Source organism: Streptomyces coerulescens, assembly GCF_042657965.1.
Classification (GTDB): Bacteria; Actinomycetota; Actinomycetes; order Streptomycetales; family Streptomycetaceae; genus Streptomyces; species Streptomyces coerulescens.
In genome coordinates, this window is sequence record NZ_JBHSKM010000023.1 from 1 (window position 1) to 26,580 (window position 26,580).

Genomic DNA, 26,580 nt, shown 5'->3' on the forward strand with positions numbered 1-26,580 from the left:
CCGCACCCGCTTCGCCCGCGCTCTGAACGCCGCCCGCTCCCCCCTCACCACCCCCGACCCCACCCCCTACGCCGACAGCCTCCTCACCCGCTGGCAAGAACCCCAGCGCCGGTACCACACCCTCACCCACCTCACCGCGGTCCTGGACCGGATCGACGAGCCGGGGCTGGCCGGGCACGCCGACGACCCGGATGTCGTGCGCCTCGCCGCCTGGTTCCACGACGCCGTCTACCAGCCCGACCGCTCGGAGAACGAGGAACGCTCCGCCCGCCTCGCCGAACGCGCCCTCTCAGAAGCCGGCCTCCCCGCGGAGCGAACCGCCGAGGTCGCCCGGCTCGTCCGTCTCACCGTCACCCACGACCCCACCCCGGACGACCGCGACGGCCAGGTCCTCTGCGACGCCGACCTCGCGATCCTCGCCGCCCCGCCCTCCGTGTACGCCGCCTACACGGCCGCCGTCCGCGAGGAGTACCACTTCGTCCCCAACGACGCCTTCCGCGAGGGCCGCTCCGCGATCCTGCGCCAACTCCTCGATCTGCCGAGCCTGTTCCGCACCCCGCACGGCAGGAAGGAGTGGGAGGCCACCGCCCGCTACAACCTCGCGGCCGAGCTGGAAATGCTGTCGCCCTGACCGCCCCGGGCCCGTAGCCTGCCGCACATGCGACACATGGGCGGGGAACGCGTGACCGAGGCCGTGGCGAGCTGCGTGGCACTGCTGCGCTCCGCGGCGGACCGGGACTGGGAGACCGTACGGGCGGGGCGGCTGGAGTGGAGCTGTCACCAGACGGCGTTCCACATCGCCGAGGACCTCATCGCCTACGCCGGCCAGTTGGCGGGCCGCGCCCAGGACACGTACGTCCCCTTCGAGATCACCCTCGACGAGGGCACGGACCACGAAGGCCTGATCCAGGTCGTCGAGACGACCGGCGCCCTCTTCTCCGCCACCCTCCGCACCACGCCCCGCGAGGTCCGCGCCTTCCACCCGTACCCCTTCCGCAGCGCGAACCGCGACGGCTTCGCCGCGATGGGGATCGCCGAGGTGCTGCTGCACACGCACGACATCGCCGAGGGGCTGGGGCTGGCGTACGAAGCGCCCGCCGAACTGGCCGAGTTCGTCCTCACGACGATCTTCCCGTGCGTCCGCCCCGGCCCCGACCACTGGCGCACCCTGCTGTGGGCCACCGGGCGGGGCGAGCTCCCGGGCCGTGCGCCCCTCACCGAGTGGCGCTGGCACAACAACCTCGTCCTCCCCACCGACCGGCTCACGCTCCAGGGCGTCACCCCCGCCGCCGCCACCGACCTGCACACCGGCGGCGACGGCGGCTTCGAGTGGGTCGACGGCGGCCCCTTCCAGGGCACACGGGACGCCGCGGGCATGATGGTGAAGGCGTACGGCGAGGGAGTGCACCGGCCCGAGTGGGGGCTGTTCGTTCTCGTACGGCGGGAGGACGGCCGCGCGATCGGCGGCATAGGCTTCCACGGCGTACCGGACGACGAGGGCCTCGCCGAGGTCGGCTACGACCTCACCGAGGCCGCCCGCGGCCAGGGCTACGCCACCGAGGCCCTGCGCGCCCTCTCGGCCCACTCGCTGTCGCACGACGAGGCGCAGGCGCTCATCGCCGCCATCCACGAGGACAACGCCCCCTCGCAGGGCGTCGCCGCCCGTGCGGGCTATGCGCGGGCGACCGTCGAGGAGGAGCGCGCGGCGTACGAGAAGCACGACATGGACCGGGAACTGAGGCTCTATGTCCGCAGGCGGCGGTCCGCCACGGCCTAGCCTGGGGCGCATCCGACCCGCGCACCGACCCGCGCCGCCGAGGGAGCCGTCATGTCGTTCACCGACGAGGAGGCCGCCTACCTGGCCTCCCGTCCCCTCGCCCGTTTCGCCAGTCTCTGCGCGGGCGGTCAGCCCGACGTGGTCCCGGTGGCCCTGGAGTTCGACGGCACCCGCTTCTGGGTGGGCGGCCCCCGCGCGGAGGTCCTCGACACCCGCAAGTTCCGCAATGTCGGCCATGGCCGCGACAAGGTGGCCTTCGTCGTGGACGACCTGATCTCCATCGAGCCGTTCATCGCTCGCGGCATCCGGGTCTACGGTGTGGCGGACGGCCCCCTCGAGCGGGTCGGCATGGTGGGCCCCGGCCACTATCTGCGCATCACGCCCACGCTGTCATGGAGCTGGAACCTGTCCGACCCGCCGGAGCCGGCGGGTGACGCCTGGTACCCCATGCGACGGGCCGAGCACTCTCCCGACGCGGCCGGCATGTGAGCCTGTGGGCATGTGACTCACACCACATTCAGTCCCGTCACATCGGGGCGGACCCCTCCGTCATAGCTGTGTAACCACCCACGACAGCTACCAGCAACGGCTGAGGAGTTCACCATGAGCGCCCGTCTGAACGCCCTTGAGATCCCGACCGTCGGCAAGTTCGTGAAGTACATCGCCTCGGCGGGCAAGGTGATCCATGACTCGTCGCTGCCCGTCGCGACGCAGAACATGGTGACCCTGCGCGCCAGCCAGATCAACGGCTGCGGCTTCTGCACCGACATGCACTTCAAGGACGCCGTCGCCGCAGGCGAGGACACCGTCCGGCTCAATATGGTCGCCGCCTGGCGGGAGGCCACCGTCTTCACCGAGGCCGAGCGCGCCGCGCTGGAGCTGACGGAGGCGGGCACCCGTATCGCCGACGCGGCCGGCGGCGTACCGGACGACGTCTGGGAGAACGCCGCCAAGCACTACGACGAGGAGCAGCTCGGCGCGCTGGTGTCCCTGATCGCGCTGATCAACGCCTTCAACCGGATGAACGTCATCGTCCAGCAGCCGGCCGGCTCCTACCAGCCCGGCCAGTTCGCCTAGCGGGAGCGTGCGCCCGAGGCCGAGGGGGCATCAGCCCCAGGCCCGCCCCTTCGGCCGACGCAACCCCGCCCCCTGCAACAACCGCACCACCTCACGACTGCTGACCTCCACCGCGCCGGCGCGCACCGCGTCGGCGTACCGGTGCGAGGGGATGTCGTAGTGGTCCCGCTCGAACGCCCGCCGGGGCACGCCCAACTCCTCGGCGAACGTGTGCAGTTCGTCGTACGAGACATCGCTGACGAGGTGGGACCACATCCGGCCGTGGCCCGGCCAGGTCGGCGGGTCGATGTAGATCACGAGGGCGGTGTCCCGCCCGTGCCGGCCGACCCCAGCGAGCCCACCGCCGCAACCTTCACGCCCGCCTGGTGGCACACCCAGTGCGGATCGGGCCCCAGTTCCGGCTCGACCTCCAGTGCGTGCGGGTCACCGCCGCCGCACACCGGGCACAACGGCCAGCGGCCGTATCGGTCGAGGAGCGCGTCCTGTACGTCCTGGGCGACCAGGCCCGCCACGAACTCCACGCCGTCCGGCCACTGCTCCACCCACCAGCGCCGCTGGACGACCGACTCCTCGACCAGCGACACGACGTCCGCCTCGGCGACCTCGCCCGCGACCAGGTCGGCTAGCACGAGGGCGCGGGCGGTGTGCAGCGCCTGTTCCAGCGGAGTGACGGGTTCCATGCTCCTATTGTGCGCACTCTTGACCACGACCCGGTCTGAAAATACCTTTCATTTGTGCCCAACGAACTGAAGGAAACTTTCGACCGGGCTCCCGCGCCCGCCGCCCTCGCCGCCAAGGTGCGCACCCTCGCCCCGTCGATGACCCGCTCCATGCAGCGCGTCGCCGAAGCGGTCGCGAACGACCCCGCGGGCTGCGCGGCCCTCACGGTCACCGGCCTCGCCGAACTCACCGGCACCAGCGAGGCCACGGTCGTGCGCACCGCCCGCCTGCTCGGCTACCCCGGCTACCGCGACCTGCGCCTGGCCCTGGCCGGCCTCGCCGCCCAGCAGCAGTCGGGCCGCGCCCCGGCCATCACCACCGACATCGCCGTGGACGACCCCATCGCGGACGTCGTGGCGAAACTCGCGTACGACGAGCAGCAGACCCTCGCCGACACCGCCGCCGGCCTCGACACGGTGCAGCTCGGCGCGGCGGTGTCGGCTGCCGCCGTGGCCCGCCGCATCGATGTGTACGGCATCGGGGCGTCGGGGCTCGTCGCGCAGGACCTGGCCCAGAAGCTGCTCCGGATCGGGCTCATAGCCCACGCCCACAGCGATCCGCATCTCGCCGTGACGAACGCCGTGCAGCTGCGGGCGGGGGACGTGGCCATCGCCATCACTCACTCCGGGTCGACCGGTGACGTCATCGAGCCGTTGCGGGTGGCGTTCGAGCACGGGGCGACCACCGTCGCGATCACGGGGCGGCCGGACGGGGCGGTCACTCAGTACGCCGATCACATTCTTACGACGTCGACGGCTCGGGAGAGCGAGTTGCGGCCCGCCGCGATGTCGTCCCGTACCAGTCAGTTGCTGGTGGTGGACTGCTTGTTCGTGGGGGTGGCTCAGCGGACTTATGAGACGGCGGCGCCCGCGTTGGCCGCGTCCTATGAGGCGCTGGCGCACAGGCATCGTCGTTAGACCGTGGAACCTTCGGTCGTGGGTCTTCTGCAGGTCCGTCGTGGCTGGTCGCGCAGTTCCCCGCGCCCCTCAGGTACGTCAGAACACCGAAGTTGAAGAGAGACGTCTCCGTCATGACCTCTGCATCCACCCCCCGCGACCTCCGCGCCGAGTTGGACACCCTGACCACCGAGGCCTTTCGCCCCGAGCTCGCCGAGATCGATCAGCTCCCCACCCTCGACATCGCCCGGCTCATGAACGGCGAGGACGCCTCCGTACCGGCCGCCGTCGCCTCCCGCCTGCCCCAGATCGCCGCCGCCATCGACGCCGTGGCGGAGCGCATGGCCCGCGGCGGGCGCCTGGTCTACGCCGGTGCCGGCACCGCCGGCCGGCTCGGCGTCCTCGACGCCTCCGAGTGCCCGCCCACCTTCAACACCGACCCCACCGAGGTCGTCGGCCTCATCGCGGGCGGCCCGGAAGCGATGGTCACCTCGATCGAGGGCGCCGAGGACTCCGAGGACCTGGCCCGCACCGACCTCGACGCCCTCGTGCTCACGCCCGAGGACACGGTGGTCGGCATCTCGGCCTCCGGCCGCACCCCGTACGCCGTCGGCGCCGTCGAACACGCCCGCCGCCAGGGCGCGTTGACCATCGGACTGTCCTGCAACCCGGACAGCGCCCTCGCCGCGGCGGCCGAGCACGGCATTGAGATCGTCGTGGGCCCCGAGCTGCTGACCGGCTCGACCCGGCTGAAGGCCGGCACCGCCCAGAAGCTCGTGCTCAACATGCTGTCGACGATCACGATGATCCGGCTCGGCAAGACCTACGGAAACCTCATGGTCGACGTCCGCGCCTCCAACGACAAACTGCGCGCCCGCTCCCGCCGTATCGTCGCCCTCGCCACGGGTGCGGACGACACCGAGGTCGAACGCGCCCTGACCGAGGCGGGCGGCGAGGTGAAGACGGCGATCCTGATCCTGCTGGCCGACGTGGACGGACCCACCGCGACCCGGCTCCTGACCGACGCCGACGGCCACCTCCGAGCGGCCATCGAATCGGCGGGAAAGTAGGCAACTCCCCTGTTAGCGTGGCCGCATGACGGCATCGGCGACCTTCCGCCTCGGCGGCGATCTCGACGTACGACGACTCGGCTTCGGGGCGATGCATCTGCGGCCGCGATCCGCCGAGGACCGTGCCGCGTGCGTCGCGGTCGCCCGGCGGGCCGTCGCACTCGGCGTCACCCTGATCGACACGGCCCATATGTACGGCTGGGGCATCAACGAGGATCTGCTCGCCGAGGCCCTGCACCCCTACCCGGCCAACCTCGTCATCGCCACCAAGGTCGGGATCCGTCGGACCACCACCGGCGAGGGCTGGCGGCACGCGGGCGCGCCGGCCGAGCTGCGCGCCCAGGTCGACGAGGCCCTGCGCCGCCTCCGCCTCGACCGCATCGAACTGCTCCAGCTGCACCGCCTCGACCCGGGCGTGCCCCTCCCGGACCAGCTCGGCGCCCTCCGCGACCTGCGCGCCGAGGGCAAGATCGGGCACATCGGCCTCTCCGAGGTGACCGTCGACGAACTCGCCGCCGCCCGCGCCGTCGTGGACATCGCCAGTGTCCAGAACCGGTACAACCTCCTCGACCGCGAGCACGAGCCCGTACTCACCGCGTGCGAGGAGGCGGGCGTCGCCTTCCTGCCGTGGCGGCCGGTGGCGGCCGGCGCCTCGGGGGCCCAGTCGGCGCAGATCGCCGCCGTCGCGAAGGAACTCGACGCCACACCGACCCAGGTCGCCCTCGCCTGGCTCCTCGCCCACTCCCCGGTGATCCTCCCGATCCCGGGGACGTCGAGCGTGGCGCACCTGGAGGAGAACCTGGGCGCGGACGCCGTACACCTCACCCAGGACCAGTACGACCGCCTAACGCGGTAGTCTCCCCTCCCTGTTGGCCCTGCGGACCCTCGCCATCAGCTCCTCGTTCGTCGGCACCGGCTCCATCGGCTCCCCGCGCAACGCCGCCACCAGCCGCTCGGCCGTCCGCACATTGCAGCGCCCCAACTGGACCAAGGCGTACGGCTCCTTGCCGGCGCCGGTGACCGGATCCACGCACAGGGACGGCAGTACGACGCCCACGCCTCCGAGCGCCTCTCGCAAGGACGCCACGACTTCCTGAGTCGACCGCACGCTCACCTCACCTCTCTACGCATAGTTTGCGATTCACAACACAGCGTGGCCGCCACGGCTCTAACCTGGCCAGACGGGGAGCACCAACATCTGCGATGTTCAACCGGGAGCCGCCATGCCGGGACCGAAGGACCTCGATCCGTCGTCGTCGCCACGCGCGCTGTTGGGGGCGGAATTACGTCATGCGCGCGAGAGGAAGGGCCTCAGCCAAGCGGCCCTGGGGCTGAAGCTGTTCGTGAGCGGCACGTTCGTCGGCCAACTGGAGTCCGGCACTCGGCGCTTGCGGCCCGACATGGCCCCGCTGATCGACGAGGTGCTGGAGACGGACGGGTTCTTCGAGCGGAACTGCAAGGCGTCCAACAAGTCCAGGTATCCGGAGCACTTCGCCGAGGCGGCGGAGGCAGAGGCCGAAGCGACGACCATCCGGGAGTACGCGCCTCTGCTGATCCCCGGGCTCCTCCAGACGCCCGCGTACGCACGGGCCGTGAACCGGGCGTACGACCCGACAGCGCCGAAGGAGACCATCGACGACTGGGTGGAGGGCCGGGTGGCTCGGACCCGTCTCCTCGATCATCCAACAAAGCCCTTGTTGTGGGCGGTACTTGACGAGGCGGCGCTGTGCCGGGTGACGGGCGGTCGAGCGGTGATGGCGGAAGCCCTGCGCCACGTAGCGGGTCTGGCGCGCCGGAACCGGGTCATCGCGCAGGTGCTGCCGTTCAGCGCGGGTGCGCACTCTGCGATGAAGGGCTCCCTGAAGCTGATGGAGTTCGAGGACGCGCCTCCGCTGGCGTACTTCGAGGGGGTCGGCACCGGACGGCTTGAGGACGCCCCGGCCACCGTCGCCCAAATGAAGTTCACCTACGAACTCCTCACGGCCTGCGCGCTCTCGCCCGAGAAGTCCCTGGCCATGATCGAGGCGTTGGCGCAGGATTACTCCCATGACGAGCATCCCTGACTACGACCTGAGCGCGGTCACCTGGCGCAAGTCGACGTACAGCGGCGGCGGTGGCGACAACTGCCTCGAAGTCACCCACGACATCCCCACCGTCGTCCCCGTCCGCGACTCCAAGACAGGCCCCCACGGCCCGAAGCTCATATTCCGAGAATCCGCATGGTCCGCGTTCGTCAATGCGGTCAGGATCTGACCTAAACGGCTCCTACCGTAGGCCTCATGAACGAGACCTCGAAGAACGAAACCGTCACCGACGAGCGCGCCGACCTCCTGGAGACGCTGGCCAAGCACCGGCACTTCCTGCGGTTCACCACCCGGGACCTCACCGACGAGCAGGCGGGGAAGCGGAGCACGGCCAGTGAGCTGTGTCTCGGCGGCCTGATCAAGCACGTCACGTCGACGGAGCGGAGCTGGGCGGAATTCATCCAGCGCGGCCCCTCGGCCATGGGCAACTTCAAGGAGATGACCGAGGCGGACTTCGCGAAGCGGGCGGACGACTTCCGGATGCTGCCCGGCGAGACGCTGGACGGCATCCTGGCGGCGTACGAGGAAGTGGCCGGGCGAACCGACAAGTTGGTCGCGGACCTGCCCGACCTGGGCGTCTCCCACCCGCTGCCGGAGGCCCCGTGGTTCGAGCCGGGCGCCCGTTGGTCGGCCCGCAGGGTGCTGCTGCACATCATCGCCGAGACGGCCCAGCACGCCGGCCACGCCGACATCATCCGGGAGTCCCTGGACGGCGCGAAGAGCATGGGCTGAGAGCTGGCGTACAGGGCCTGGCACTGCACACTGGTTTGCATGAACCACGCCCAACTGACGGCACTGGGCCGAGCCCTCCGCCTCCTCGGCGAGCACGGCGAGGCCCTGACCGCCGACACGCCGGACGCCAGGCTGCACGAGGTCAAGGCGGATCTGCGCCGCGCCATCGATCTGCTGGACGAGAGTGTCTCGACGGCCGCCCGGACGACCCGGTGTGCCGAGCACCCGGGCGGCCCGGTGGACCCCGCGGCCCCGGACCTCTGCCTGCTGTGCGAGACACGGCGCAGGTCGGCCCGCCGCTCCGAGTACAACGGCTCGGGCCCGGCGGTCCCGCAGTCCCCCGAGCACCCGGTGCCCTCCCGCTACGGCGTGCGCGGTGACCGTCCACAGCCCCAGCAGCGCTGGCTGCCGGAGCTGTGGAACGGGCAGGAGTGGCAGCTGTGCGGGACGCCACGGCGTGATCGGCGGGAGGCCGAGCTGTATCTCGCCGCCCAGCGTCGCGGGCCGCGTCCCGCCATGGCCTACCGGCTGGTGCACGAGTTCACCGACTACGAGGTGCTGCGGGTGTGGGGCACTCCGGTGAAGGTCGACATCGAGCCGCTGGGCAATCCGTAGCCGCTACTTGGCCGTCGCTCGTGCCGGCTCCGACGCCGGCCGCGCCACGGGCTCCTCGTCGGCGGCCGAACCGTGGCGCGGAATGAACGACGCCACGACGAACGCCAGCAGTGCCGCCCCCGCGCCCACCGCCAGGACCACCTTGAAGCCGTTCTCGGACGGGAGGGCGTAGCCGCCGAGGTTCGTCGTCATCTGGGCGAGGATCACACCGGCGACGGCGCTCGCGGTGGACGTACCGAGGGAGCGCATCAGCGTGTTGAGGCTGTTCGCGGCGGCCGTCTCCGACGCGGGTACGGCGCTCATGATGAGGGCGGGCATCGAGCCGTAGCCGAAGCCGACACCGGCGCCGATGATGCAGGCGACGAGGATGAAGTGCCAGACCTCGGACATCAGGACGATGTTGAGGCCGTAGCCCGCGGCCACGATCAGGACGCCGATCATCAACGTCACCTTCGGGCCCTTCGCGCGCGAGATCGCCGCCGAGACCGGGGCCGTCGCCATCATCACCAGGCCCGACGGGGCCATGCACAGGCCCGCGACCAGCATCGACTTGCCGAGGCCGTAGCCGGTCTGGGCGGGGAGCTGGAGGAGCTGCGGGATGACCAGGCTCATCGCGAACATCGCGAAGCCGACCGCGATCGAGGCCAGGTTGGTGACCAGGACCTGACGGCGGGCGGTCGTACGGAGGTCGACCAGCGGCTGCTCGGTGCGCAGCTCCCACCAGCCCCAGGCGAGCAGGATCAGCACGGCCGCCGCGAACAGACCGAGCGTCGTGCCGCTGGTCCAGCCCCAGTCGGCGCCCTTGGAGATACCCAGCAGCAGACACACGAGCCCGACCGCCATGCCGATCCCGCCGACGAGGTCGAAGCGCCCGCCGGTGCGCACCTTCGACTCGGGCACGAACAGCAGGACGCATCCCAGGGCCACGACACCCATGCCGGCCGACGTCCAGAACAGGACGTGCCAGTCGAAGTTGTCCGCGATGAGCGCGGCGGCGGGCAGGCCGAGCGCGCCGCCGATGCCGAGGGAGGCGCTCATCAGGGCGGTGGCGGAGCCGAGGCGCTCGGCGGGAAGCTCGTCGCGCATGATGCTGATGCCGAGCGGGATGACGCCGGAGGCCAGACCCTGGAGCACCCGCCCGACGATCATCGGCACCAGCGAGTCGCTCAGGGCACACACCACCGAGCCGCCCACCAGCAGCACCACACTCACGAGCAGCATCCGCCGCTTGCCGTACATGTCACCGAGCCGGCCCATCACGGGCGTCGCGACGGCGGCGGCCAGCAGGGTCGCGGTCACCGCCCAGGCCGTGTCGGAGGCCGGCGCGTCCAGCAGCTTCGGCAGCTCCGGGACGATCGGGATGACCAGGGTCTGCATCAGCGAGACGACGATCCCGGCGAAGGCCAGCACCGCCACCACGGCATTCGTTCTCGGCGATGGGGGGTGGGACATGGGGTTGCCTCCGTCGGCGTACGAACAGCATGAGAGCTGATTGACCGAGGCAACCTTAAGTCAGTTGATTGACTTACTCAAGCGACGCAGGTCACCCCCGGGGAGGAGGTGACCCTACGGACGTCAGCTCAGCGTCTTCAGCGACGCCGCGTCATACGCCGCCAGCTCGCCGAAGCGGCCGTCCAGCACCTTCGCGGCCCACTCCGGGTCCTGCAGCAGCGCCCGGCCGACGGCGACGAAGTCGAACTCGTCGGACTCCAGCCGGTCCAGCAGGTCGTCGATGCCCTTGAGCGCGGAGCCCTGGCCGACGAACGCGCCGAGGAACTCCCCGTCCAGGCCGACCGAGCCGACGGTGATGGTGGGCTTGCCGGTCAGCTTCTTCGTCCAGCCCGCGAGGTTGAGGTCGGAGCCGTCGAACTCCGGGATCCAGTAGCGGCGGGTGGAGGCGTGGAAGGCGTCGACGCCGGCCGCGGCGAGCGGGGCGAGGATGGCCTCCAGCTCCTCCGGGGTCTCGGCGAGACGCGCGTCGTAGGCCTCCTGCTTCCACTGCGAGTAGCGGAAGATGACGGGGAAGTCCGGGGAGACCCGCTCGCGTACGGCGGCCACGATCTCGGCGCCGAACTTGGTACGGGCGACCGGGTCACCGCCGTACGCGTCCGTACGCCGGTTGGTCCCCTCCCACAGGAACTGGTCCACGAGATACCCGTGCGCACCGTGGATCTCCACACCGTCGAACCCGATGCGCTCGGCGTCCGCGGCGGCCTCGGCGAAGGCGCCGATGACGTCGTCCAGGTCACCCCGGGTCATGGCCTTGCCGGTGGCCTCGTCCGCGCCGATCCGCAGGCCGGAGGGGCCGACGGCCGGGGCCTCGGCGTAGGGCGGCTGTCCCTGCTGCCGCACCATGCCGATGTGCCACAGCTGCGGCACGATGGTCCCGCCCGCCGCGTGCACCGCGTCCGCGACCTTCGCCCAGCCGGCGAGCTGCTCCTCACCGTGGAACCGCGGCACGCGGTCGCTCTGCCCGGCCGACTCGTGCCCGACGTACGTCCCCTCGGTCACGATCAGGCCGACACCGGCGGCGGCACGACGCGAGTAGTACGACAGGACGTCCTCTCCGGGGATGCCGCCCGGGGAGAACATGCGCGTCATCGGCGCCATCACGATGCGGTTCGGAACGGTGAGGCCATTGATCGCGGTCGGCCGGGACAGAATCCGGGCCGCGCGGGAGGCGGCGGGCTGGGTGACGGTCATGTGGAGGGCTCCTGGGAACGGGGGCTGTTTATACCGAGCAGTATGTGCGCACGCATTATTGCACCTCATGAAGCAACGATGGGTGTGAGGTCGCGCATTCCCAGGAGGGGGATCGGATGTGGGGGCGGGTGCGGGTGATTCGTGGTTGCTCGCGCAGTTCCCCGCGCTCCTAAAAGCAGGGCGTGCGCTGGGCGCCCCTTCAGGGGCGCGGGGAACTGCGCGACCAGCCACAACCGACCCGCACCCGCCAACGCACCGAGGGCGGCACCCCCTGTCGCGAATGTCGCAACAGCAGGTACCGCCCTCGGTAAGGACGTTGATCAACCGGAGGCCGAGGCCCCCGAAGCCGATCAGAAGTCCATGTCACCGCCCGGCATACCACCCGGAGCGGCCGCAGCGGCCTTCTCCGGCTTGTCGGCGATGACAGCCTCGGTCGTGAGGAACAGCGCGGCGATCGACGCGGCGTTCTGCAGCGCGGACCGCGTCACCTTCGCCGGGTCGATGATGCCCTCGGCGACCAGGTCGACGTACTCACCGGTCGCGGCGTTCAGGCCGTGACCCGGGGTGAGGTTGCGGACCTTCTCCACCACGACGCCGCCCTCGAGGCCGGCGTTGACGGCGATCTGCTTCAGCGGGGCCTCAAGGGCGAGCTTGACGGCGGCAGCGCCGGTCGCCTCGTCACCCTCCAGCTCCAGCTTCTCGAAGACACCGGAGGCCTGGAGCAGGGCCACGCCACCACCGGCGACGATGCCCTCCTCGACGGCCGCCTTGGCGTTGCGCACGGCGTCCTCGATGCGGTGCTTGCGCTCCTTGAGCTCCACCTCGGTGGCGGCACCGGCCTTGATGACGGCCACGCCGCCCGCGAGCTTCGCCAGGCGCTCCTGGAGCTTCTCGCGGTCGTAGTCCGAGTCGCTGTTCTCGATCTCGGCGCGGATCTGGTTGACCCGGCCCGCGACCTGCTCGGAGGAGCCGGCACCGTCGACGATGGTGGTCTCGTCCTTGGTGATGACGACCTTGCGGGCCTTGCCCAGGAGGTCCAGGGAGGTGTTCTCCAGCTTGAGACCGACCTCCTCGGAGATGACCTCGCCGCCGGTGAGGATGGCGATGTCGTTCAGCATCGCCTTGCGACGGTCACCGAAGCCCGGGGCCTTGACGGCGACGGACTTGAAGGTGCCGCGGATCTTGTTGACGACCAGGGTCGACAGGGCCTCGCCCTCGACGTCCTCGGCGATGATCAGCAGCGGCTTGCCCGACTGCATGACCTTCTCCAGGAGCGGGAGCAGGTCCTTGACGGAGCCGATCTTGGAGTTGGCGATCAGGATGTACGGGTCGTCGAGCGACGCCTCCATCCGCTCCATGTCGGTGGCGAAGTACGCCGAGATGTAGCCCTTGTCGAAGCGCATACCCTCGGTGAGCTCCAGCTCCAGACCGAAGGTCTGGGACTCCTCGACGGTGATGACGCCTTCCTTGCCGACCTTGTCCATCGCCTCGGCGATGAGCTCGCCGATCTGGGTGTCGGCGGCGGAGATGGAGGCCGTGGAGGCGATCTGCTCCTTGGTCTCGACGTCCTTCGCCTGCTCAAGGAGGGCGGCGGAGACGGCCTCGACGGCACGCTCGATACCGCGCTTGAGGGCCATCGGGTTGGCGCCGGCGGCTACGTTGCGCAGGCCCTCCTTGACCAGGGCCTGGGCGAGAACGGTCGCGGTGGTCGTACCGTCACCGGCGACGTCGTCCGTCTTCTTGGCGACTTCCTTGACCAGCTCGGCGCCGATCTTCTCGTACGGGTCCTCGAGCTCGATCTCCTTGGCGATGGAGACACCATCGTTGGTGATCGTGGGGGCGCCCCACTTCTTCTCGAGGACGACGTTGCGGCCCTTGGGGCCGAGCGTGACCTTCACGGCGTCCGCGAGCTGGTTCATGCCGCGCTCGAGGCCGCGCCGCGCCTCCTCGTCGAACGCGATGATCTTGGCCATGTGAAGTGGTCCCTCCAGGACTGGGGGTGATTCCTTCGGACCGCGCCCGCGCCCGCGACGGACGGCTCGCATGCCTTGCGGTTCCTTGCCCCACTCGGCTTGCGGGCCTCACCGACCCGGTCCTTCGTTGTCACTCTCACCTTCAGAGTGCTAACGCAATGATTAGCACTCGACCCATGAGAGTGCAAGGCGCCCTCGCGAAGCGGGCGCTCGTTGAGGGGTGGTGGTCGGGTGGCGGGTGGCGGGTGGGAGCAAGCGGCTCTCGGGGATCGGGGCTCCGGGTCAGCAGTGGGCGAACAGGCCCCGAACAGCGTCCGAACACGGCGAAGGACCCGCACCCCGAGGAGGTGCGGGCCCTTCGAAGAAGTACGTCGCTGCTGTTAGTCGACGCGTTGCTTCAGCCGGTCGCCAGACGGACCATGTCCGCCTGCGGCCCCTTCTGACCCTGCGAGATCTCGAAATCGACCCGCTGGCCCTCTTCCAGGGTGCGGTACCCGTCCATCTGGATCGCGCTGTAGTGGACGAAAACATCCGCACCACCGTCGACCGCGATGAAGCCGTACCCCTTCTCCGCGTTGAACCACTTGACGGTGCCCTGAGCCATGCCTAACTCCCCTATTACTGGCCCTTGCACAGATCCACACTTCGCGGATCCGGGTCAGACCTCACCCCCCATCGGTCGGGGGCGTGCGCCGGAACGCGTCGACCGCGGCTGAATGTATCTGCCCAACTGCCGTCTGCAACAGGTCAATCGGACGAGAAATCCGGGCACGACCGGTCGGGAATGTGGGGACAATTCCGCTGACTTCAGGTCAAGTCGGACCCGGCATACGGAACAAAAGCCGCAAAAAACCCGCACACTTTGGCTACTTCTTGTCGGGCGTACGGCAGAAATCAAGGGCAACCGACTCGGAGATCGGCGGCACGTTCCCCAACTGTACCTCGCTCAACCACACAGAATTGCCCCCTCCGCTTCTCTCACGGAGGGGGCAATTCGGTGAACTCTCAGTAACTCGGGTTACCGAAGGTAATGATCGGTCATTCGGTCAGCCGCCGGCGACGGCCGGGATGATGGAAACACCCGCGCCGTCCGGGGTCGCGGTCTCCAGGCCCTGCTCGAAACGCACGTCGTCGTCATTGACGTAGACATTGACGAACCGACGCAGCTTGCCCTGGTCGTCCAGCACCCGGGCGGCGATCCCGGTGTGGTTCTTCTCCAGATCGGAGATGACCTCGGCGAGGGTGCCACCCTCGGCACTCACTTCGGCCTGGCCACCCGTGTAGGTGCGCAGGATGGTGGGGATGCGAACGGTCACGCTCACGATGAAACCTCCGGTAGGGGAACGAACCTAGGGGCGCGGGGAACTGCGCGACCAGCCCCCACCGGCCCGCAGACGAAAAACGGCTATGCGAGACCGGCCTCGCGGAACGAGTCCAGGTTGGGACGAATCGTCGCAGTGAGCCCGGTGCCGGCCACCGCATCCAGCGTCTTGAGGCCGTCTCCGGTGTTCAGTACGACCGTGGTCTTGGCGGGGTCCAGCACGCCGTTCTCGATCAGCTTCTTCGCCACGCCCACGGTCACACCGCCGGCGGTCTCCGCGAAGATGCCCTCGGTCCGGGCGAGGATCTTGATGGCGTCGACGACCTGCTCGTCCGTCACATCCTCCACGAACCCACCGGTGCGGCGCGCGATGTCGAGGACGTACGGCCCGTCGGCCGGGTTGCCGATGGCCAGCGACTTGGCGATGGTGTTCGGCTTCTGCGGGCGGACCACGTCGTGCCCGGCCTTGAAGGCCGTCGACACCGGCGAGCAGCCCTCGGCCTGCGCACCGAAGATCTTGTACGGCTTGTCCTCGACGAGCCCGAGCTTGATCAGCTCCTGGAGCCCCTTGTCGATCTTCGTGAGCTGCGAGCCGGACGCGATCGGGACGACCAGCTGGTCGGGGAGCTGCCAGCCGAGCTGCTCGCAGATCTCGTACGCCAGGGTCTTGGAGCCCTCGGCGTAGTAGGGCCGCAGGTTGACGTTGACGAAGCCCCAGCCCTCGCCGGCCGGGTCGCCGATCAGCTCGGAGCAGAAGCGGTTCACGTCGTCGTAGTTGCCCTCGATGCCGACCAGCTCGCCGCCGTAGATCGCGGCCATGACGATCTTGCCCTGCTCCAGGTCGTGCGGGATGAACACGCACGAGCGGAAGCCGGCACGGGCGGCCGCGGCACCCACAGCGCCGGCCAGGTTGCCGGTGGAGGAGCAGGAGAGCGTGGTGAAGCCGAAGGCGCGGGCGGCCTCCAGGGCCTGGGCGACGACACGGTCCTTGAAGGAGTGCGTCGGGTTGCCGGAGTCGTCCTTGATGAACAGCTTGCCGGCGTCGACGCCCAGCTCACGCGCGAGGTTGTCGGCCTTGACGAGCTGGGTCCAGCCGGGGTTGATGTTCGGCTTGGTGGCCACGTCGGCGGGGACGGGCAGGAGCGGCGCGTAGCGCCAGATGTTCGCGGGGCCCGCTTCGATCCGCTTGCGGAGCTCCTCGGCGTCGTAGGCCGAGAAGTCGTAGGCGATCTCCAGCGGGCCGAAACACTCCTCGCACGCGAAGACCGGGCCGAGCGGTACCCGGTGACCGCACTCGCGGCAGGAGAGCGCCGCGGCGGGGCCGAGGTCTACGGTGGATTCAGTGGTGCTTGCAACAGTCTGCGCAGCCATGTGAGGCGAGGCCCTTTCTCCTCATCTTCCTCACGACGCATCTCGCCGTGAGACGGATTTGGCACCTTCCCTAGCCGGGAGCCTCGCGGAACGATCAACACTGATCTACGAGACCGGCTGGAGGGTTGCCGGGGCTTCATCGGGCCGTATCCCTCTGCCCCTCTGGATGAGCGGTATGCGGTTGTTGTGCGGTTGTGGACGACGGTTGACCCCGGACATGCGATGGTCATCCGCGTTGTTCAAGACTGTAACCGAACGCCAGGACAGTTGAGATAGCCGTCCGAACCGCGAGATGGATCACAGCGTCCCGACAGTGAGGAGCCGCCGACCGTGCTGGAAGAAGTCGAGCGCTGGCTGAGCAGCCGCTCCTGGTCCGTTGCCGACCGCCCGCTGCATCACATCCTGGCCGCCAAACAGCGCACGGGCCAGTCGGTGTCCGTCGTGCTGCCCGCGCTCAACGAGGAGGAGACGGTCGGCGAGATCGTCTCCGTCATCGCCCATGACCTCGTCCGGCAGGTCCCGCTGGTCGACGAGATCGTCGTCGTCGACTCCGGCTCCACCGACCGCACCTCCGAGGTGGCCGCCGCGGCGGGCGCCCGGGTGGTGCACCGGGACGCGATCCTGCCGCGCATCCCGGCCGTGCCCGGCAAGGGCGAGGTCCTGTGGCGCTCCCTGCTCGTGACCTCCGGCGACATCGTCTGCTTCATCGACGCCGACCTGCGGGAGTTCTCCTCCGACTTCGTCTCCGGGATCGTCGGCCCGCTGCTCACCGACCCCGGCGTGGACCTGGTCAAGGCGATGTACGACCGCCCGCTGGGCACCGAGCTGGATTCGCCCGCCTCCGGCAGGACCGCCGGACAGGGCGGCCGGGTCACCGAGCTGATGGCGCGCCCGCTGCTGAACATGCACTGGCCGCAGCTGGCCGGCTTCGTGCAGCCGCTGGGCGGCGAGTACGCGGCCCGCCGCGGTTTGCTGGAACAGCTCCCGTTCCCCGTCGGCTACGGCGTCGAGCTGGGCATGCTGGTCGACGCGCTGCATCTGGTGGGGCTGGACGCGCTGGCCCAGGTGGACGTCGGCGTGCGCAAGCACCGGCACCAGGACGGGCAGGCGCTCGGCCGGATGTCCGCCGCGATCTACCGCACGGCACAGCTGCGGCTGGCCCGCGGGCATCTGGTGCGGCCTTCGCTGACCCAGTTCGAGCGCGGCGAGGACGGTTTCGAGCCGCGTACGTACTCCGTGGACACCGAGGAACGGCCGCCGATGGTGGAGATCGCCGAGTACGCGACGCGGAAGGTCGCGTAAACGCCGGAAACCGGCCGTATACAGGGCGTACAACAGGCCCCCACTGAGCGGAACCGTACGTTTGAGCGTTTCCGGGGAGGGCTAGGTTGAGGCTTATGGCTTCCACGCAGGATGCGCCGGGTGCGCACGGTGCTGCCAAGGTGCTGGTCGCGTCGAACCGCGGCCCGGTCTCGTACGAGGTGGGCGACGACGGCTCGCTGAACTCCAAGCGCGGCGGCGGCGGAGTGGTCTCCGGGCTGTCGGCGATCGGGCCGGACGCGGGCGCCCTGTGGGTGTGCTCGGCGCTGTCCGACGGCGACCGCGAGGCGGTACGGCGCGGGGTCGGCGAGGAGGGTGTGCGCATGCTGCCCATCCCGGCCGATGTGCACGCGGACGCGTACAACGGCATCGCGAACTCCGTGCTGTGGTTCGTCCACCACATGCTCTACCAGACGCCGCTGGAGCCGGTCTTCGACGCGGAGTTCCGCCGGCGGTGGGCGTCCTACGAGGCGTACAACCGCGCCTTCGCCGAGGCGCTGGCCGGGCAGGCGGCGCCGGGGGCGGCGGTGCTGGTGCAGGACTATCACCTGACGCTGGTGCCGGGGATGCTGCGTGAGCTGCGCCCCGACCTGAGGATCGGCCACTTCTCACACACGCCGTGGGCGCCGCCGGAGTACTTCCGGATGCTGCCCGACGACATCGCCGAGCAGGTGCTGCGCGGGATGCTGGGCGCGGACCGGCTGGGGTTCCTCACCCGGCGGTGGGCGGACGCGTTCGAGGCGTGCTGCTCCGCCCGGTTCGCCGACGGGCTCGGGGGCACGAGGATCGGGGTGCACGGGCTGGGCCCGGACGCGGACTTCCTGCGCGAGCGCTCGCACCGGGCGGACGTGGCGGAGCGGATGGCAGCGCTGCGCGAGGAGATCGGCTCGGCCCCGGACGGCACCGCCCGCCGGACGATCGTGCGGGTCGACCGGACCGAGCTGTCCAAGAACATCGTCCGCGGACTGCTCTCCTACCGGCAACTGCTCGACGACCACCCCGAGTGGCGCGAGCGGGTGGTGCACGTGGCCTTCGCCTACCCCTCCCGGCAGGACCTGGCGGTGTACCGGGACTACACGGCCGAGGTGCAGCGGCTGGCGGACGAGCTCAACTCGCGGTACGGAACGCCGGGTTGGACCCCGGTCGTGCTCCACGTCAAGGACGACTTCGCGCGTTCGCTGGCCGCCTACCGGCTCGCGGACGTGGCGCTGGTCAACCCCATCCGGGACGGCATGAACCTGGTCGCGAAGGAGGTGCCGGTCGTCTCCGACGAGGGCTGCGCGCTGGTGCTGTCGCGGGAGGCCGGGGCCTACGAGGAGCTGGCCGAGGACGCGATCGCCGTCAACCCGTACGACGTGATCGGCACGGCACGCGCGCTGCACGAGGCGCTGTCCGTGCCGCCGGAGGAACGGGCGGAGCGCTCGAAGCGCCTGGCGGCCGCCGCGACCGCACTACCGCCCGCCCAGTGGTTCCTGGACCAGCTGCACGCACTGGAGGAACAGCCCGGCCCGGCCGCCTGAACGGAGGCGGGGTCAGGGGTCCAGGGGTCAGCCGGCCCGGTCGGCGATCGCTCGCAGCAGCCGTACGACCCCTGCCGGGCCGTCCACCACGAGGTCCGCCCGCTCCGACAGTTCGGTGACCTCCTCGCTGCCGCTGCACACCAGCAGGCCGGGGGTACCGTCGGTGCGGAGTTGGTCGACGGCGGCGTAGGCGGGCAGGTCGCCGAGGTCGTCGCCGGCGTAGAGGACGCTCTCGGCGCCGAGTTCACGGACGTACTCGCCGAGTGCGACGCCCTTGTCCATGCCGGGCGGGCGCAGTTCCAGGACCAGGCGGCCGGGTTCGACGATCAGGCCGTTGCGCGCGGCCAGTTCGGCGAGGGGGGTGCGCAGGGCCTCGAAGGTGCCCTGGGGGTCGGCCGCACGGCGTGTGTGCACGGCGACGGCGTGTCCCTTGTCCTCGGTCCAGGTGCCGGTCCCGGCGCCGTTGGCGTCGAGGACGGCGGGCAGTTCGGCGCGCACGGCCGCGACGCCGGGGTGCGGGTCGGGCGCGGTGACCTCACCGCTGACGGCGTCCCAGCGCTCGGCGCCGTAGTGCCCGAGCACCACGAGGTGTTCCAGTCCGGGGACACCGGCGAATCCGCCGTACCGCACGGCGACGTCCGCCGGGCGGCCGGTGATCACCGCGACGGCGGCGACCTTGGGGGCGAGCGCCGTGAGCGCCGGCAGGGCGTCGGGGTGGGCCCGCGCCTTCTCCGGGTCCGGCACGATCGGCGCGAGCGTGCCGTCGAAGTCCAGGGCGACGAGGGCTCGCGCGGGCCGCGCGAGGAGGGCGGCGAGCCCGTCACGACCGGGCGCCGTCGCCGGCGTGGGCAGGGCGGCCGCGGGGTCGGCCGGGTCGGGGTCGGTCAGATCCTTTTCCATGTCACTGGCCATAGGGCGACCCTATCCAGCGAGCGCCCCGCGCACCCCTCGCTCATCTCTCCGCCCGCCGTGCCTCCCGCACCCGCCGCAGCCGGTTCACCGTCACCGGGTCGTGGGCCAGGGCCCTCGGGTCGTCCAGCAGCGCGTTCAGCAGCTGGTAGTAGCGGACGGGGGCCAGGCCCAGTTCCTCGCGTATCGCGCGCTCCTTGACGCCGGGGCCCGCAAAGCCCCGGCGTTCCAGAGCGAGGATCGCCCGCTCGCGGTCGGCGAGGGCGCCCTCGGGCGGTTCCTGGTGCTGGTCCATGCCTCGCACCGTAACCCCCGCCACCGACAACGGCCGCTACTCGGCGTTCTCCGCCCGGGTCGCCGTCGACTGGAGCTGGCTCAGCACCGCCGAGGGGTTGCCGCCGGAGGTGACTGTCCTGCCGATCCGCTTCTTGATCTCCACGCTGACCTCGGCCCAGGACGTCCGGCCGACCGGGTAGAGCTCGGAGAGCGGGAGCCGCTCCAGGAAGGGCTTGAGGTCGGCGTCCTGCTTTGCCGCGGTCATCACCGTGGACGCGGAGTTCGTCACCGGCAGCAGGTCGTACTCGCGGGAGAAGTCCAGGACGTTCTGCTTGTCGTAGACGAAGTCCAGGAACTCGCCCACCTCGTCGGCGTGGCCGTTCTTCTTGAAGGCCATCATCCAGTCCGCCACGCCCATGGAGAACTTGCTCGGTCCCTCCAGGCCGGGCATCGGCACCATGCCGAACTTCACGCCCTTCTTCTTGGCCATCTGCATCAGGGACGGGTGGCCGTTGAGCATGCCGACGTCACCGGCCGCGAAGGCGGAGAACGCGTCGGCCCGGTTGAGCTCACCGGGTGCGACCGGGCCGGTGAGGCCCTTGCCGACCAGGTTGTCCCGCAGCCAGTCGAAGGTGGCGATGTTCTCGGCGGAGTCGATGTTGTAGGTGCCGAGGTCGCTGTCGGTGTAGCCGCCCCCGCCGCTGAGCAGCCACTGCATCGTCTCGGCCTGCGCTTCCTCGGCGCCGAGCGGCAGCGCGTACGGCGTCTTCACGCCCTCGGCCTTGAGCGCCTCGGCGTCGGTGGCCAGTTCCTTCCAGGTGGTCGGCGCGGAGATGCCGGCCTTCTCGAAGAGCGTCTTGTTGTAGAAGAGCAGCCGCGTGGAGGACGCGAACGGGATGCCGTACTGCACGTCCCGCACCCGGCCCGCGTCCGCGAACTGGGCGACGAAGTCGGCCTGGACGGGGATGGAGAGCAGATCGTCGGCCTGGTAGAGCAGCCCCTTGGCGGCATAGTCGGCGTACGCGCCGATCTGCGCCATGTCCGGTGCCTTGCCGGCGTCGACCATCTCCTTGACCTTGGCGTCGACGTCGTTCCAGGAGTACACGGTGACGTCGACTTTCACGCCGGGGTGCTCGGCCTCGTAGGCCGTGACGAGCTTGTCCCAGTACTTCTGGGAGCCGTTGGACTCGCTGTCCCCGTAGTCCGCGGCGACCAGCCGCAGGGTCACCTCGCCCGAGTCACCGGTCAGCCCGCAGCCGCCCAGCGCGGCGGTCAGGCCCAGCGCGGACGCGGCCGCGATCACTCCCGTCAATCCACGACCACGATCACGAATACGACTACGACTACGCCGCTGCACGCGGTACCGCCCCACACCCAAGTTCGAAAATTTCGAAACGTCATACATATTGCCCCCTAAGGTCTACACCACGTAAGTGGACTAGACCTCTCGCGGGTATGCAAGAGACACTGTCCCCCGTGAGACATGTCATCGCCCTCGATGTGGGCGGAACCGGGATGAAAGCCGCGCTGGCCGGGGCCGGCGGCGAGTTGCTGCACCAGGCCCGCCGCCCGACCGGGCGCGAGCGCGGGCCGGACGCGGTCGTCGAGGGCATCATCGACTTCGCCGCGGAGCTGCGCGCGCACGGCGAGGAGCGCTTCGGCGAGCCCGCCGCCGCCGTCGGCATCGCCGTCCCCGGCATCGTCGACGAGGAGCAGGGCGTCGCCGCCTACTCGGCCAACCTGGGCTGGCGGGACGTACCCCTGCGCCGGCTGCTGTCCGAACGGCTCGGCGGCGTCCCCGTCGCCCTCGGCCACGACGTGCGCGCCGGCGGTCTCGCCGAGGGCCGGATCGGCGCGGGCCGGGGCGCCGACCGCTTCCTGTTCGTGCCGCTCGGCACCGGGATCGCGGGCGCCATCGGCATCGACGGCCGGGTGGAGGCGGGTGCGCACGGCTTCGCGGGCGAGATCGGCCACATCGTCGTGCGGCCGGGCGGTACCGCCTGTCCGTGCGGACAGCGCGGCTGTCTGGAGCGGTTCGCGTCCGCCGCGGCGGTGAGCGAGGCATGGGCCGCCACCTGCGGGGACGCGGAGGCGGACGCCGCGGACTGCGCCAAGGCCGTCGCGTCCGGCGACCCGAACGCCGTACGAATCTGGCAGCAGGCCGTGGACGCCCTCGCCGACGGCCTGGTCACCGCCCTCACCCTGCTGGACCCCCGCACCCTGATCATCGGTGGCGGCCTCGCCGAGGCGGGGGAAACCTTGTTCACACCACTGCGGGACGCGGTCCGGCAGCGGGTCACTTTCCAGAAGCTGCCGTCCATCGTCCCCGCGGCCCTGGGCGACACGGCGGGATGCCTGGGCGCCGGGCTCCTGGCGTGGGATCTCCTCGACACAACCGACCGTACGGAGGTATCTCCCTGATGGCAGCCCACCCAGGGGCGCGGGGAACTGCGCGAACAGCCACAACGCACCCGCAGACCGCGACGAGCCATGTGCCCCTCGTCCTCTCCGGCGCCAACGTGGTCATGCCCACAGGAACCGTCAAAGACAGCCAAGTGATCGTCGACGGCACCCGGATCTCCGCCACGGCCCCGGAGAACGCTCAGGTGACCGACCTCCACGGCCACTACGTCGTGCCCGGCTTCGTCGACATCCACAACCACGGCGGCGGCGGAGCCTCCTTCACCTCGGGCACGCCCGAGGACGTCCTGCGGGGCATCCACACCCACCGCCTGCACGGCACCACCACCCTCGTCGCCTCCACCGTCACCGGCGACATGGACTTCCTCACCCGGCGCGCGGGCCTGCTCAGCGAGCTCGCCGAGCAGGGGGACATCGCGGGCATCCACTTCGAGGGCCCGTTCATCTCCCCGTGCCGCAAGGGTGCGCACTCCGAGGAGCTGCTGCGCGACCCGGACCCGGCGGACGTGCGCAAGCTGATCGACGCCGCGCGCGGCCACGCGACGATGGTGACCCTCGCCACCGAACTGCCGGGCGGCATCGACTCCGTACGCCTCCTGGCCGAGCACGGCGTCATCGCGGCGATCGGGCACACCGACGCCACGTACGAGCAGACGGTGGAGGCGATCGAGGCGGGCGCGACGGTCGCCACCCACCTCTTCAACGCGATGCCGCCGCTCGGCCACCGTGAGCCGGGTCCGATCGCGGCCCTGCTGGAGGACGAGCGGATCACGGTCGAGCTGATCAACGACGGCACCCACCTGCACCCGGCATCCCTCCAGCTGGCGTTCCATCACGCGGGTGCGGACCGGGTCGCGTTCATCACGGACGCGATGGACGCGGCCGGCTTCGGCGACGGCCGCTACATGCTCGGCCCGCTGGAGGTCGAGGTCGCCGACGGGGTGGCCCGACTGGTCGAGGGCGGCTCGATCGCGGGCTCGACCCTCACGCTGGACCGCGCCTTCAAGCGGGCGGTGACGGTCGACCGGCTGCCGGTGGAGGACGCGGTGGCGGCGCTGTCCTCGAACCCCGCCAAGCTCCTCGGCCGCTACGACCGCATCGGCTCGCTGGAGCCCGGCAAGGACGCCGACCTGGTCGTACTGGACTCCGACTTCGATCTGAAGGGCGTGATGCGCCGGGGTGAATGGGTGGTTGAACCGCAACTGGGGTGATCTGTCCGCCTGTTGAGGGCGGTGGTTGTCCTGCGAGACTGGGACGACTGCCGCCCGTTTGGCATGATCGGCATCTGCCGGAGGGAACGACCGGCGGACGGACGGCACACGCATGCTGAACTCTTCGGGGGAGGTCGAGTACAGGTGATCCTCACGGTCACGCTGAACACCGCTCTCGACATCACCTATCGCGTACCGGCACTACGGCCGCACACCTCCCACCGCGTCTCCGAGGTGACCGAGCGTCCCGGCGGCAAGGGGCTGAACGTGGCCCGGGTGCTGGCGGCCCTCGGCCACGAGGTGACGGTCACGGGCTTCACGGGCGGCGCGACGGGCCAGGTGGTCCAGGAACTGCTCACGGGCGCCCCCGGAGTGGTGGACGCGCTGGTCCCGGTGACGGGCCCTACCCGCCGCACGATCGCCGTGGTCGACGAACAGACCGGCGACACGACCCAGCTCAACGAGCCCGGCCCGACGGTCACGCCCACGGAGTGGTCCGCCTTCCAGGAGGCGTACGAGGACCTGTTGCCGTCATCTACCGCGGTGGCCCTGTGCGGCAGCCTGCCGCCGGGGGTGCCGGTGGGCGCGTACGCGGTCCTGGTCCGGGCGGCGAAGGCGGCCGAGGTCCCCGTCCTGCTCGACACCAGCGGGGAAGCGCTGCGCCGGGGTGTCGCCGCCCGCCCGGACATCATCAAGCCCAACGCCGAGGAGCTGGCCGAACTGACCGGCTCCCACGAGCCGTTGCGCGCCACGCAGGACGCCCGAAGGCGCGGCGCCCGGTCCGTGGTCGCCTCCCTGGGCTCGCAGGGCCTGCTGGCTGTGACCCCCGAGGGCCGCTGGCGGTCCACCCCACCCAGCCGCCTCCACGGCAACCCCACAGGCGCGGGCGACGCAGCGGTGGCGGGCCTGCTGTCGGCCCTGGTGGAGAAACTCCCCTGGCCGGAACGCCTTACCCGAGCGACAGCCCTGAGCACGGCGACCGTGGCGTCACCGGTGGCCGGCGAGTTCGACCGGGGGACGTACGAGGAGCTGCTGGGGCGGGTGACGGTGACGGGCGAGGTCACCGCGGCCTGACAATTCCCCCCGCCTGCTCATGTCGCCTTATATGATCAACGGCGATCACGGATCCACCTGACCAGGGATCCTCTTCCATTGGGGGAAGTCATGTACAACACAAGGAAGTTCGCGCGCCTCGCCGCAGTCGGCCTGGCCTCAGTCGGACTCGTCGCGACCATGAACGGCGCGGCAACAGCGGCCCCGGGGACCACCGCCCGCGCGGCGGACGCCCTGACCATCAGCGCGGCCGCACAGGAGTGGGGCGGCGGCTGGAACAACGACCGGGACGTCAGCATCCGGGAGAAGCCCAGCACCACCTCCCGCAAGGTCGGCACCCTGAAGAAGGGGAAGATCGTCAAGTGCTGGGTCGCAGGCTGTAGCGCGGTCGACGGCGGCAGCTACAAGTGCACGAGCACCTCGCCGACCGAGAAGCGCTGGCACGAGGTGCGCTGGAACGGCAAGAAGGCATACGCCGCGACCCGGTGCCTCGAGTGGGGTCGCGTCGAGTGACCTGACCGCTGCATCACTCCGAAGGACGGCCGCCGTCGTACGACTCAGTTTCCGCTCTCCGTGGTCAGCGACAGCTGGTCCAGGACGGCCTCGCACTGGTTCCCGTCGTTGCAGGCGATCTCGATCGTGTTCGTGCCCTTGTTCAGGTTCACGTTGGCCCAGGTGGTCTTCCAGCCCTTTTCCCAGTCACCCTCGGGCGTTTTGCCGAAGTTCTCCATGTTCAGCGGCTGGTTGTTGGCGGTGCCGTTGACGACAAGCGTCGCGTTGGCGTCCTTCCCGGGGACGCCGTAGCGCACGTACAGCCGGTAGGTGCCGGCCTTCTCGATGTCGCTGACGGACCAGGTGACCTTGGCGCCGACCTGGTTGAAGTTGGTGACGTAGACGCCACCGTCCGCCTCGGCGCCCTTGAAGTCGGAGGCCGTGGCGGCACCACCGTCCAGGCGGAGCGCCTTGGCGTCGATCTTCGGCAGATCCTCCTCGCTCGCCCCGGCGCTGCTGCTCGCCGACGGCTTGGAATCCGCGCTCTGGGACTGGGTCGGTGTCGACGCGGCGTCGTTGTTCTTGTCGTCCGGGTCGTCGTCGCCGCCCAGCATGGCCACGCTGATGCCGATGACGACCGCCGCGACGACGGCGATCGCGCCGATGAGGAGGCCCTTGGTGTTGGGGCCGCGGCCTCGGCCGCCGCCGTACGACGGCTGCTGTTGCTGGACCGTGGTCGCCCCGCCGGGCAGGGTCTCCGGCGCCGCGTAGTGCGCGTTCGGCTGGCCGTAGGTGCCCTGCTGCTGCGGCACCGGGGCGGGCGCCGCCGGCGCCGCCTGCTGGCCGTACTGGCGCTGGCCGACCGCGCGCACACGGTTGACCGAGCCCGGGTACCCGTAACCCCCGCCACCGGACGGCGGCTGGGCCCCGTTGGCCTGGCCGTCGGCGTAGAGGTAGCCGAACGGGTCGTCGTCCTCGGGCGGCGTGTTCGCGCCGTTGTTGCCGGACGTCATCCCTGTGGTACTCCTCACCAGGTGCG

The 26,580-nt window shown here is 70.4% G+C and carries 30 protein-coding genes and 1 riboswitch; of the genes, 17 read left to right on the forward strand and 13 right to left on the reverse strand.

Annotated elements, in window-relative coordinates; all coding sequences use genetic code 11:
* The 4 genes from ACFPQ9_RS28765 to ACFPQ9_RS28780 form a co-directional block, all read left to right on the forward strand.
* A partial coding sequence (locus ACFPQ9_RS28765) for an HD domain-containing protein (protein ID WP_380859497.1) occupies positions 1–631 on the forward strand: 631 nt, incomplete at its 5' end.
* A gap of 27 nt (positions 632–658) precedes the next feature.
* Positions 659–1,777 carry a GNAT family N-acetyltransferase gene (locus tag ACFPQ9_RS28770; RefSeq protein ID WP_380859500.1) on the forward strand — a complete coding sequence of 373 codons (1,119 nt, stop codon included), beginning with the start codon at positions 659–661 and terminating at the stop codon, positions 1,775–1,777.
* 51 nt (positions 1,778–1,828) lie between these two features.
* Entirely contained in the window at positions 1,829–2,266 is a 438-nt protein-coding gene (locus ACFPQ9_RS28775; protein ID WP_380859503.1) for a PPOX class F420-dependent oxidoreductase, read from the forward strand.
* Positions 2,267–2,380: 114 nt separating this feature from the next.
* The gene (locus ACFPQ9_RS28780) at positions 2,381–2,854 is read left to right on the forward strand and encodes a carboxymuconolactone decarboxylase family protein (protein ID WP_380859505.1); all 474 of its coding nucleotides are present in this window, start codon (positions 2,381–2,383) and stop codon (positions 2,852–2,854) included.
* A gap of 30 nt (positions 2,855–2,884) precedes the next feature.
* Here the strand turns inward: ACFPQ9_RS28780 and ACFPQ9_RS28785 are convergent, their stop codons facing one another.
* Together ACFPQ9_RS28785 and ACFPQ9_RS28790 are read right to left on the reverse strand one after the other, a co-directional pair.
* Positions 2,885–3,151: a DUF4031 domain-containing protein gene (locus ACFPQ9_RS28785; protein WP_380859508.1), complete on the reverse strand. Its 267-nt coding sequence runs from the start codon at positions 3,149–3,151 to the stop codon at positions 2,885–2,887.
* Positions 3,148–3,534, reverse strand: a complete 387-nt coding sequence (locus ACFPQ9_RS28790) for a hypothetical protein (RefSeq protein ID WP_380859511.1) — start codon at positions 3,532–3,534, stop codon at positions 3,148–3,150. Before ACFPQ9_RS28790 ends, ACFPQ9_RS28785 begins: the two co-directional genes overlap by 4 nt.
* A 54-nt stretch (positions 3,535–3,588) precedes the next feature.
* Between ACFPQ9_RS28790 and ACFPQ9_RS28795 the strand changes: the two genes are divergently transcribed.
* From ACFPQ9_RS28795 to ACFPQ9_RS28805, 3 genes are all read left to right on the forward strand, one after another.
* Positions 3,589–4,491, forward strand: a complete 903-nt coding sequence (locus tag ACFPQ9_RS28795) for a MurR/RpiR family transcriptional regulator (protein ID WP_380859514.1) — start codon at positions 3,589–3,591, stop codon at positions 4,489–4,491.
* Positions 4,492–4,604: 113 nt separating this feature from the next.
* Positions 4,605–5,540 (forward strand): N-acetylmuramic acid 6-phosphate etherase, encoded by a 936-nt coding sequence (murQ, locus tag ACFPQ9_RS28800; protein ID WP_380859517.1) that lies wholly within the window; start codon positions 4,605–4,607, stop codon positions 5,538–5,540.
* A gap of 25 nt (positions 5,541–5,565) precedes the next feature.
* Positions 5,566–6,396 carry an aldo/keto reductase gene (locus ACFPQ9_RS28805; protein WP_380859520.1) on the forward strand — a complete coding sequence of 277 codons (831 nt, stop codon included), beginning with the start codon at positions 5,566–5,568 and terminating at the stop codon, positions 6,394–6,396.
* On the opposite strand, the gene ACFPQ9_RS28810 is transcribed toward ACFPQ9_RS28805, so the two are convergent.
* Positions 6,385–6,627 (reverse strand): hypothetical protein, encoded by a 243-nt coding sequence (locus ACFPQ9_RS28810; RefSeq protein ID WP_380859523.1) that lies wholly within the window; start codon positions 6,625–6,627, stop codon positions 6,385–6,387. The genes ACFPQ9_RS28805 and ACFPQ9_RS28810 overlap by 12 nt on opposite strands.
* Before the next feature lie 136 nt (positions 6,628–6,763).
* Here ACFPQ9_RS28810 and ACFPQ9_RS28815 point away from each other — a divergent pair, with 136 nt between their 5' ends.
* From ACFPQ9_RS28815 to ACFPQ9_RS28830, 4 genes are read left to right on the forward strand one after another with little or no spacing between them, the layout of a single operon-like run.
* On the forward strand, positions 6,764–7,603 hold the full coding sequence (locus tag ACFPQ9_RS28815; RefSeq protein WP_380859526.1) for a helix-turn-helix domain-containing protein: 840 nt from the start codon (positions 6,764–6,766) through the stop codon (positions 7,601–7,603).
* Positions 7,587–7,793 carry a DUF397 domain-containing protein gene (locus tag ACFPQ9_RS28820; protein ID WP_380859528.1) on the forward strand — a complete coding sequence of 69 codons (207 nt, stop codon included), beginning with the start codon at positions 7,587–7,589 and terminating at the stop codon, positions 7,791–7,793. The genes ACFPQ9_RS28815 and ACFPQ9_RS28820 overlap by 17 nt, the downstream gene beginning before the upstream one ends.
* A 26-nt stretch (positions 7,794–7,819) precedes the next feature.
* The gene (locus ACFPQ9_RS28825) at positions 7,820–8,356 is read left to right on the forward strand and encodes a DinB family protein (protein WP_380859531.1); all 537 of its coding nucleotides are present in this window, start codon (positions 7,820–7,822) and stop codon (positions 8,354–8,356) included.
* Positions 8,357–8,395: 39 nt separating this feature from the next.
* The gene (locus tag ACFPQ9_RS28830; protein WP_380859534.1) at positions 8,396–8,971 is read left to right on the forward strand and encodes a hypothetical protein; all 576 of its coding nucleotides are present in this window, start codon (positions 8,396–8,398) and stop codon (positions 8,969–8,971) included.
* Between the two features lie 3 nt (positions 8,972–8,974).
* On the opposite strand, the gene ACFPQ9_RS28835 is transcribed toward ACFPQ9_RS28830, so the two are convergent.
* The 6 genes from ACFPQ9_RS28835 to thrC form a co-directional block, all read right to left on the reverse strand.
* Positions 8,975–10,423 (reverse strand): MFS transporter, encoded by a 1,449-nt coding sequence (locus ACFPQ9_RS28835; RefSeq protein WP_380859537.1) that lies wholly within the window; start codon positions 10,421–10,423, stop codon positions 8,975–8,977.
* Positions 10,424–10,546: 123 nt separating this feature from the next.
* Positions 10,547–11,674 carry an NADH:flavin oxidoreductase gene (locus tag ACFPQ9_RS28840; protein ID WP_380859540.1) on the reverse strand — a complete coding sequence of 376 codons (1,128 nt, stop codon included), beginning with the start codon at positions 11,672–11,674 and terminating at the stop codon, positions 10,547–10,549.
* A gap of 350 nt (positions 11,675–12,024) precedes the next feature.
* A complete protein-coding gene (groL, locus tag ACFPQ9_RS28845; RefSeq protein WP_380859543.1) occupies positions 12,025–13,647 on the reverse strand; it encodes a chaperonin GroEL in 1,623 nt (540 codons plus the stop codon).
* A 397-nt stretch (positions 13,648–14,044) separates the two neighbouring features.
* Positions 14,045–14,251, reverse strand: coding sequence for a cold-shock protein (locus ACFPQ9_RS28850; RefSeq protein ID WP_007493268.1), 207 nt, complete (start codon positions 14,249–14,251; stop codon positions 14,045–14,047).
* Between the two features lie 442 nt (positions 14,252–14,693).
* Positions 14,694–14,969 carry a MoaD/ThiS family protein gene (locus tag ACFPQ9_RS28855; protein WP_067020690.1) on the reverse strand — a complete coding sequence of 92 codons (276 nt, stop codon included), beginning with the start codon at positions 14,967–14,969 and terminating at the stop codon, positions 14,694–14,696.
* 83 nt (positions 14,970–15,052) lie between these two features.
* On the reverse strand, positions 15,053–16,339 hold the full coding sequence (gene thrC, locus ACFPQ9_RS28860) for a threonine synthase (RefSeq protein ID WP_380859548.1): 1,287 nt from the start codon (positions 16,337–16,339) through the stop codon (positions 15,053–15,055).
* Positions 16,340–16,357: 18 nt separating this feature from the next.
* Positions 16,358–16,512: riboswitch (SAM riboswitch) on the reverse strand.
* A 157-nt stretch (positions 16,513–16,669) separates the two neighbouring features.
* Between thrC and ACFPQ9_RS28865 the strand changes: the two genes are divergently transcribed.
* Positions 16,670–17,641: a glucosyl-3-phosphoglycerate synthase gene (locus ACFPQ9_RS28865; protein ID WP_380859551.1), complete on the forward strand. Its 972-nt coding sequence runs from the start codon at positions 16,670–16,672 to the stop codon at positions 17,639–17,641.
* Between the two features lie 95 nt (positions 17,642–17,736).
* Positions 17,737–19,179: an alpha,alpha-trehalose-phosphate synthase (UDP-forming) gene (locus ACFPQ9_RS28870; RefSeq protein ID WP_380859553.1), complete on the forward strand. Its 1,443-nt coding sequence runs from the start codon at positions 17,737–17,739 to the stop codon at positions 19,177–19,179.
* A gap of 27 nt (positions 19,180–19,206) precedes the next feature.
* Here the strand turns inward: ACFPQ9_RS28870 and otsB are convergent, their stop codons facing one another.
* The 3 genes from otsB to ACFPQ9_RS28885 are packed head-to-tail and all read right to left on the reverse strand — an operon-like array spanning position 19,207 to position 21,721.
* Entirely contained in the window at positions 19,207–20,079 is an 873-nt protein-coding gene (gene otsB, locus ACFPQ9_RS28875) for a trehalose-phosphatase (protein ID WP_380859555.1), read from the reverse strand.
* A 52-nt stretch (positions 20,080–20,131) separates the two neighbouring features.
* Entirely contained in the window at positions 20,132–20,383 is a 252-nt protein-coding gene (locus ACFPQ9_RS28880) for a DUF3263 domain-containing protein (RefSeq protein ID WP_380859559.1), read from the reverse strand.
* Between the two features lie 36 nt (positions 20,384–20,419).
* Positions 20,420–21,721, reverse strand: a complete 1,302-nt coding sequence (locus tag ACFPQ9_RS28885; protein ID WP_465269587.1) for an ABC transporter substrate-binding protein — start codon at positions 21,719–21,721, stop codon at positions 20,420–20,422.
* 119 nt (positions 21,722–21,840) lie between these two features.
* On the opposite strand from ACFPQ9_RS28885, the gene ACFPQ9_RS28890 reads away from it, so the two are divergent.
* The 4 genes from ACFPQ9_RS28890 (at position 21,841) to ACFPQ9_RS28905 (ending at position 25,562) form a co-directional block, all read left to right on the forward strand.
* Positions 21,841–22,785, forward strand: a complete 945-nt coding sequence (locus ACFPQ9_RS28890) for an ROK family protein (RefSeq protein ID WP_380859562.1) — start codon at positions 21,841–21,843, stop codon at positions 22,783–22,785.
* Positions 22,785–23,996 (forward strand): N-acetylglucosamine-6-phosphate deacetylase, encoded by a 1,212-nt coding sequence (gene nagA / locus ACFPQ9_RS28895; protein WP_380859565.1) that lies wholly within the window; start codon positions 22,785–22,787, stop codon positions 23,994–23,996. Before ACFPQ9_RS28890 ends, nagA begins: the two co-directional genes overlap by 1 nt.
* A gap of 144 nt (positions 23,997–24,140) precedes the next feature.
* Positions 24,141–25,070 carry a 1-phosphofructokinase family hexose kinase gene (locus ACFPQ9_RS28900; protein ID WP_380859568.1) on the forward strand — a complete coding sequence of 310 codons (930 nt, stop codon included), beginning with the start codon at positions 24,141–24,143 and terminating at the stop codon, positions 25,068–25,070.
* 90 nt (positions 25,071–25,160) lie between these two features.
* Positions 25,161–25,562, forward strand: coding sequence for an SH3 domain-containing protein (locus ACFPQ9_RS28905; protein ID WP_380859571.1), 402 nt, complete (start codon positions 25,161–25,163; stop codon positions 25,560–25,562).
* Positions 25,563–25,606: 44 nt separating this feature from the next.
* Here ACFPQ9_RS28905 and ACFPQ9_RS28910 read toward each other — a convergent pair whose 3' ends face one another.
* Entirely contained in the window at positions 25,607–26,554 is a 948-nt protein-coding gene (locus ACFPQ9_RS28910) for a CBM35 domain-containing protein (RefSeq protein WP_380859573.1), read from the reverse strand.
* Positions 26,555–26,580 lie beyond the last annotated feature (26 nt).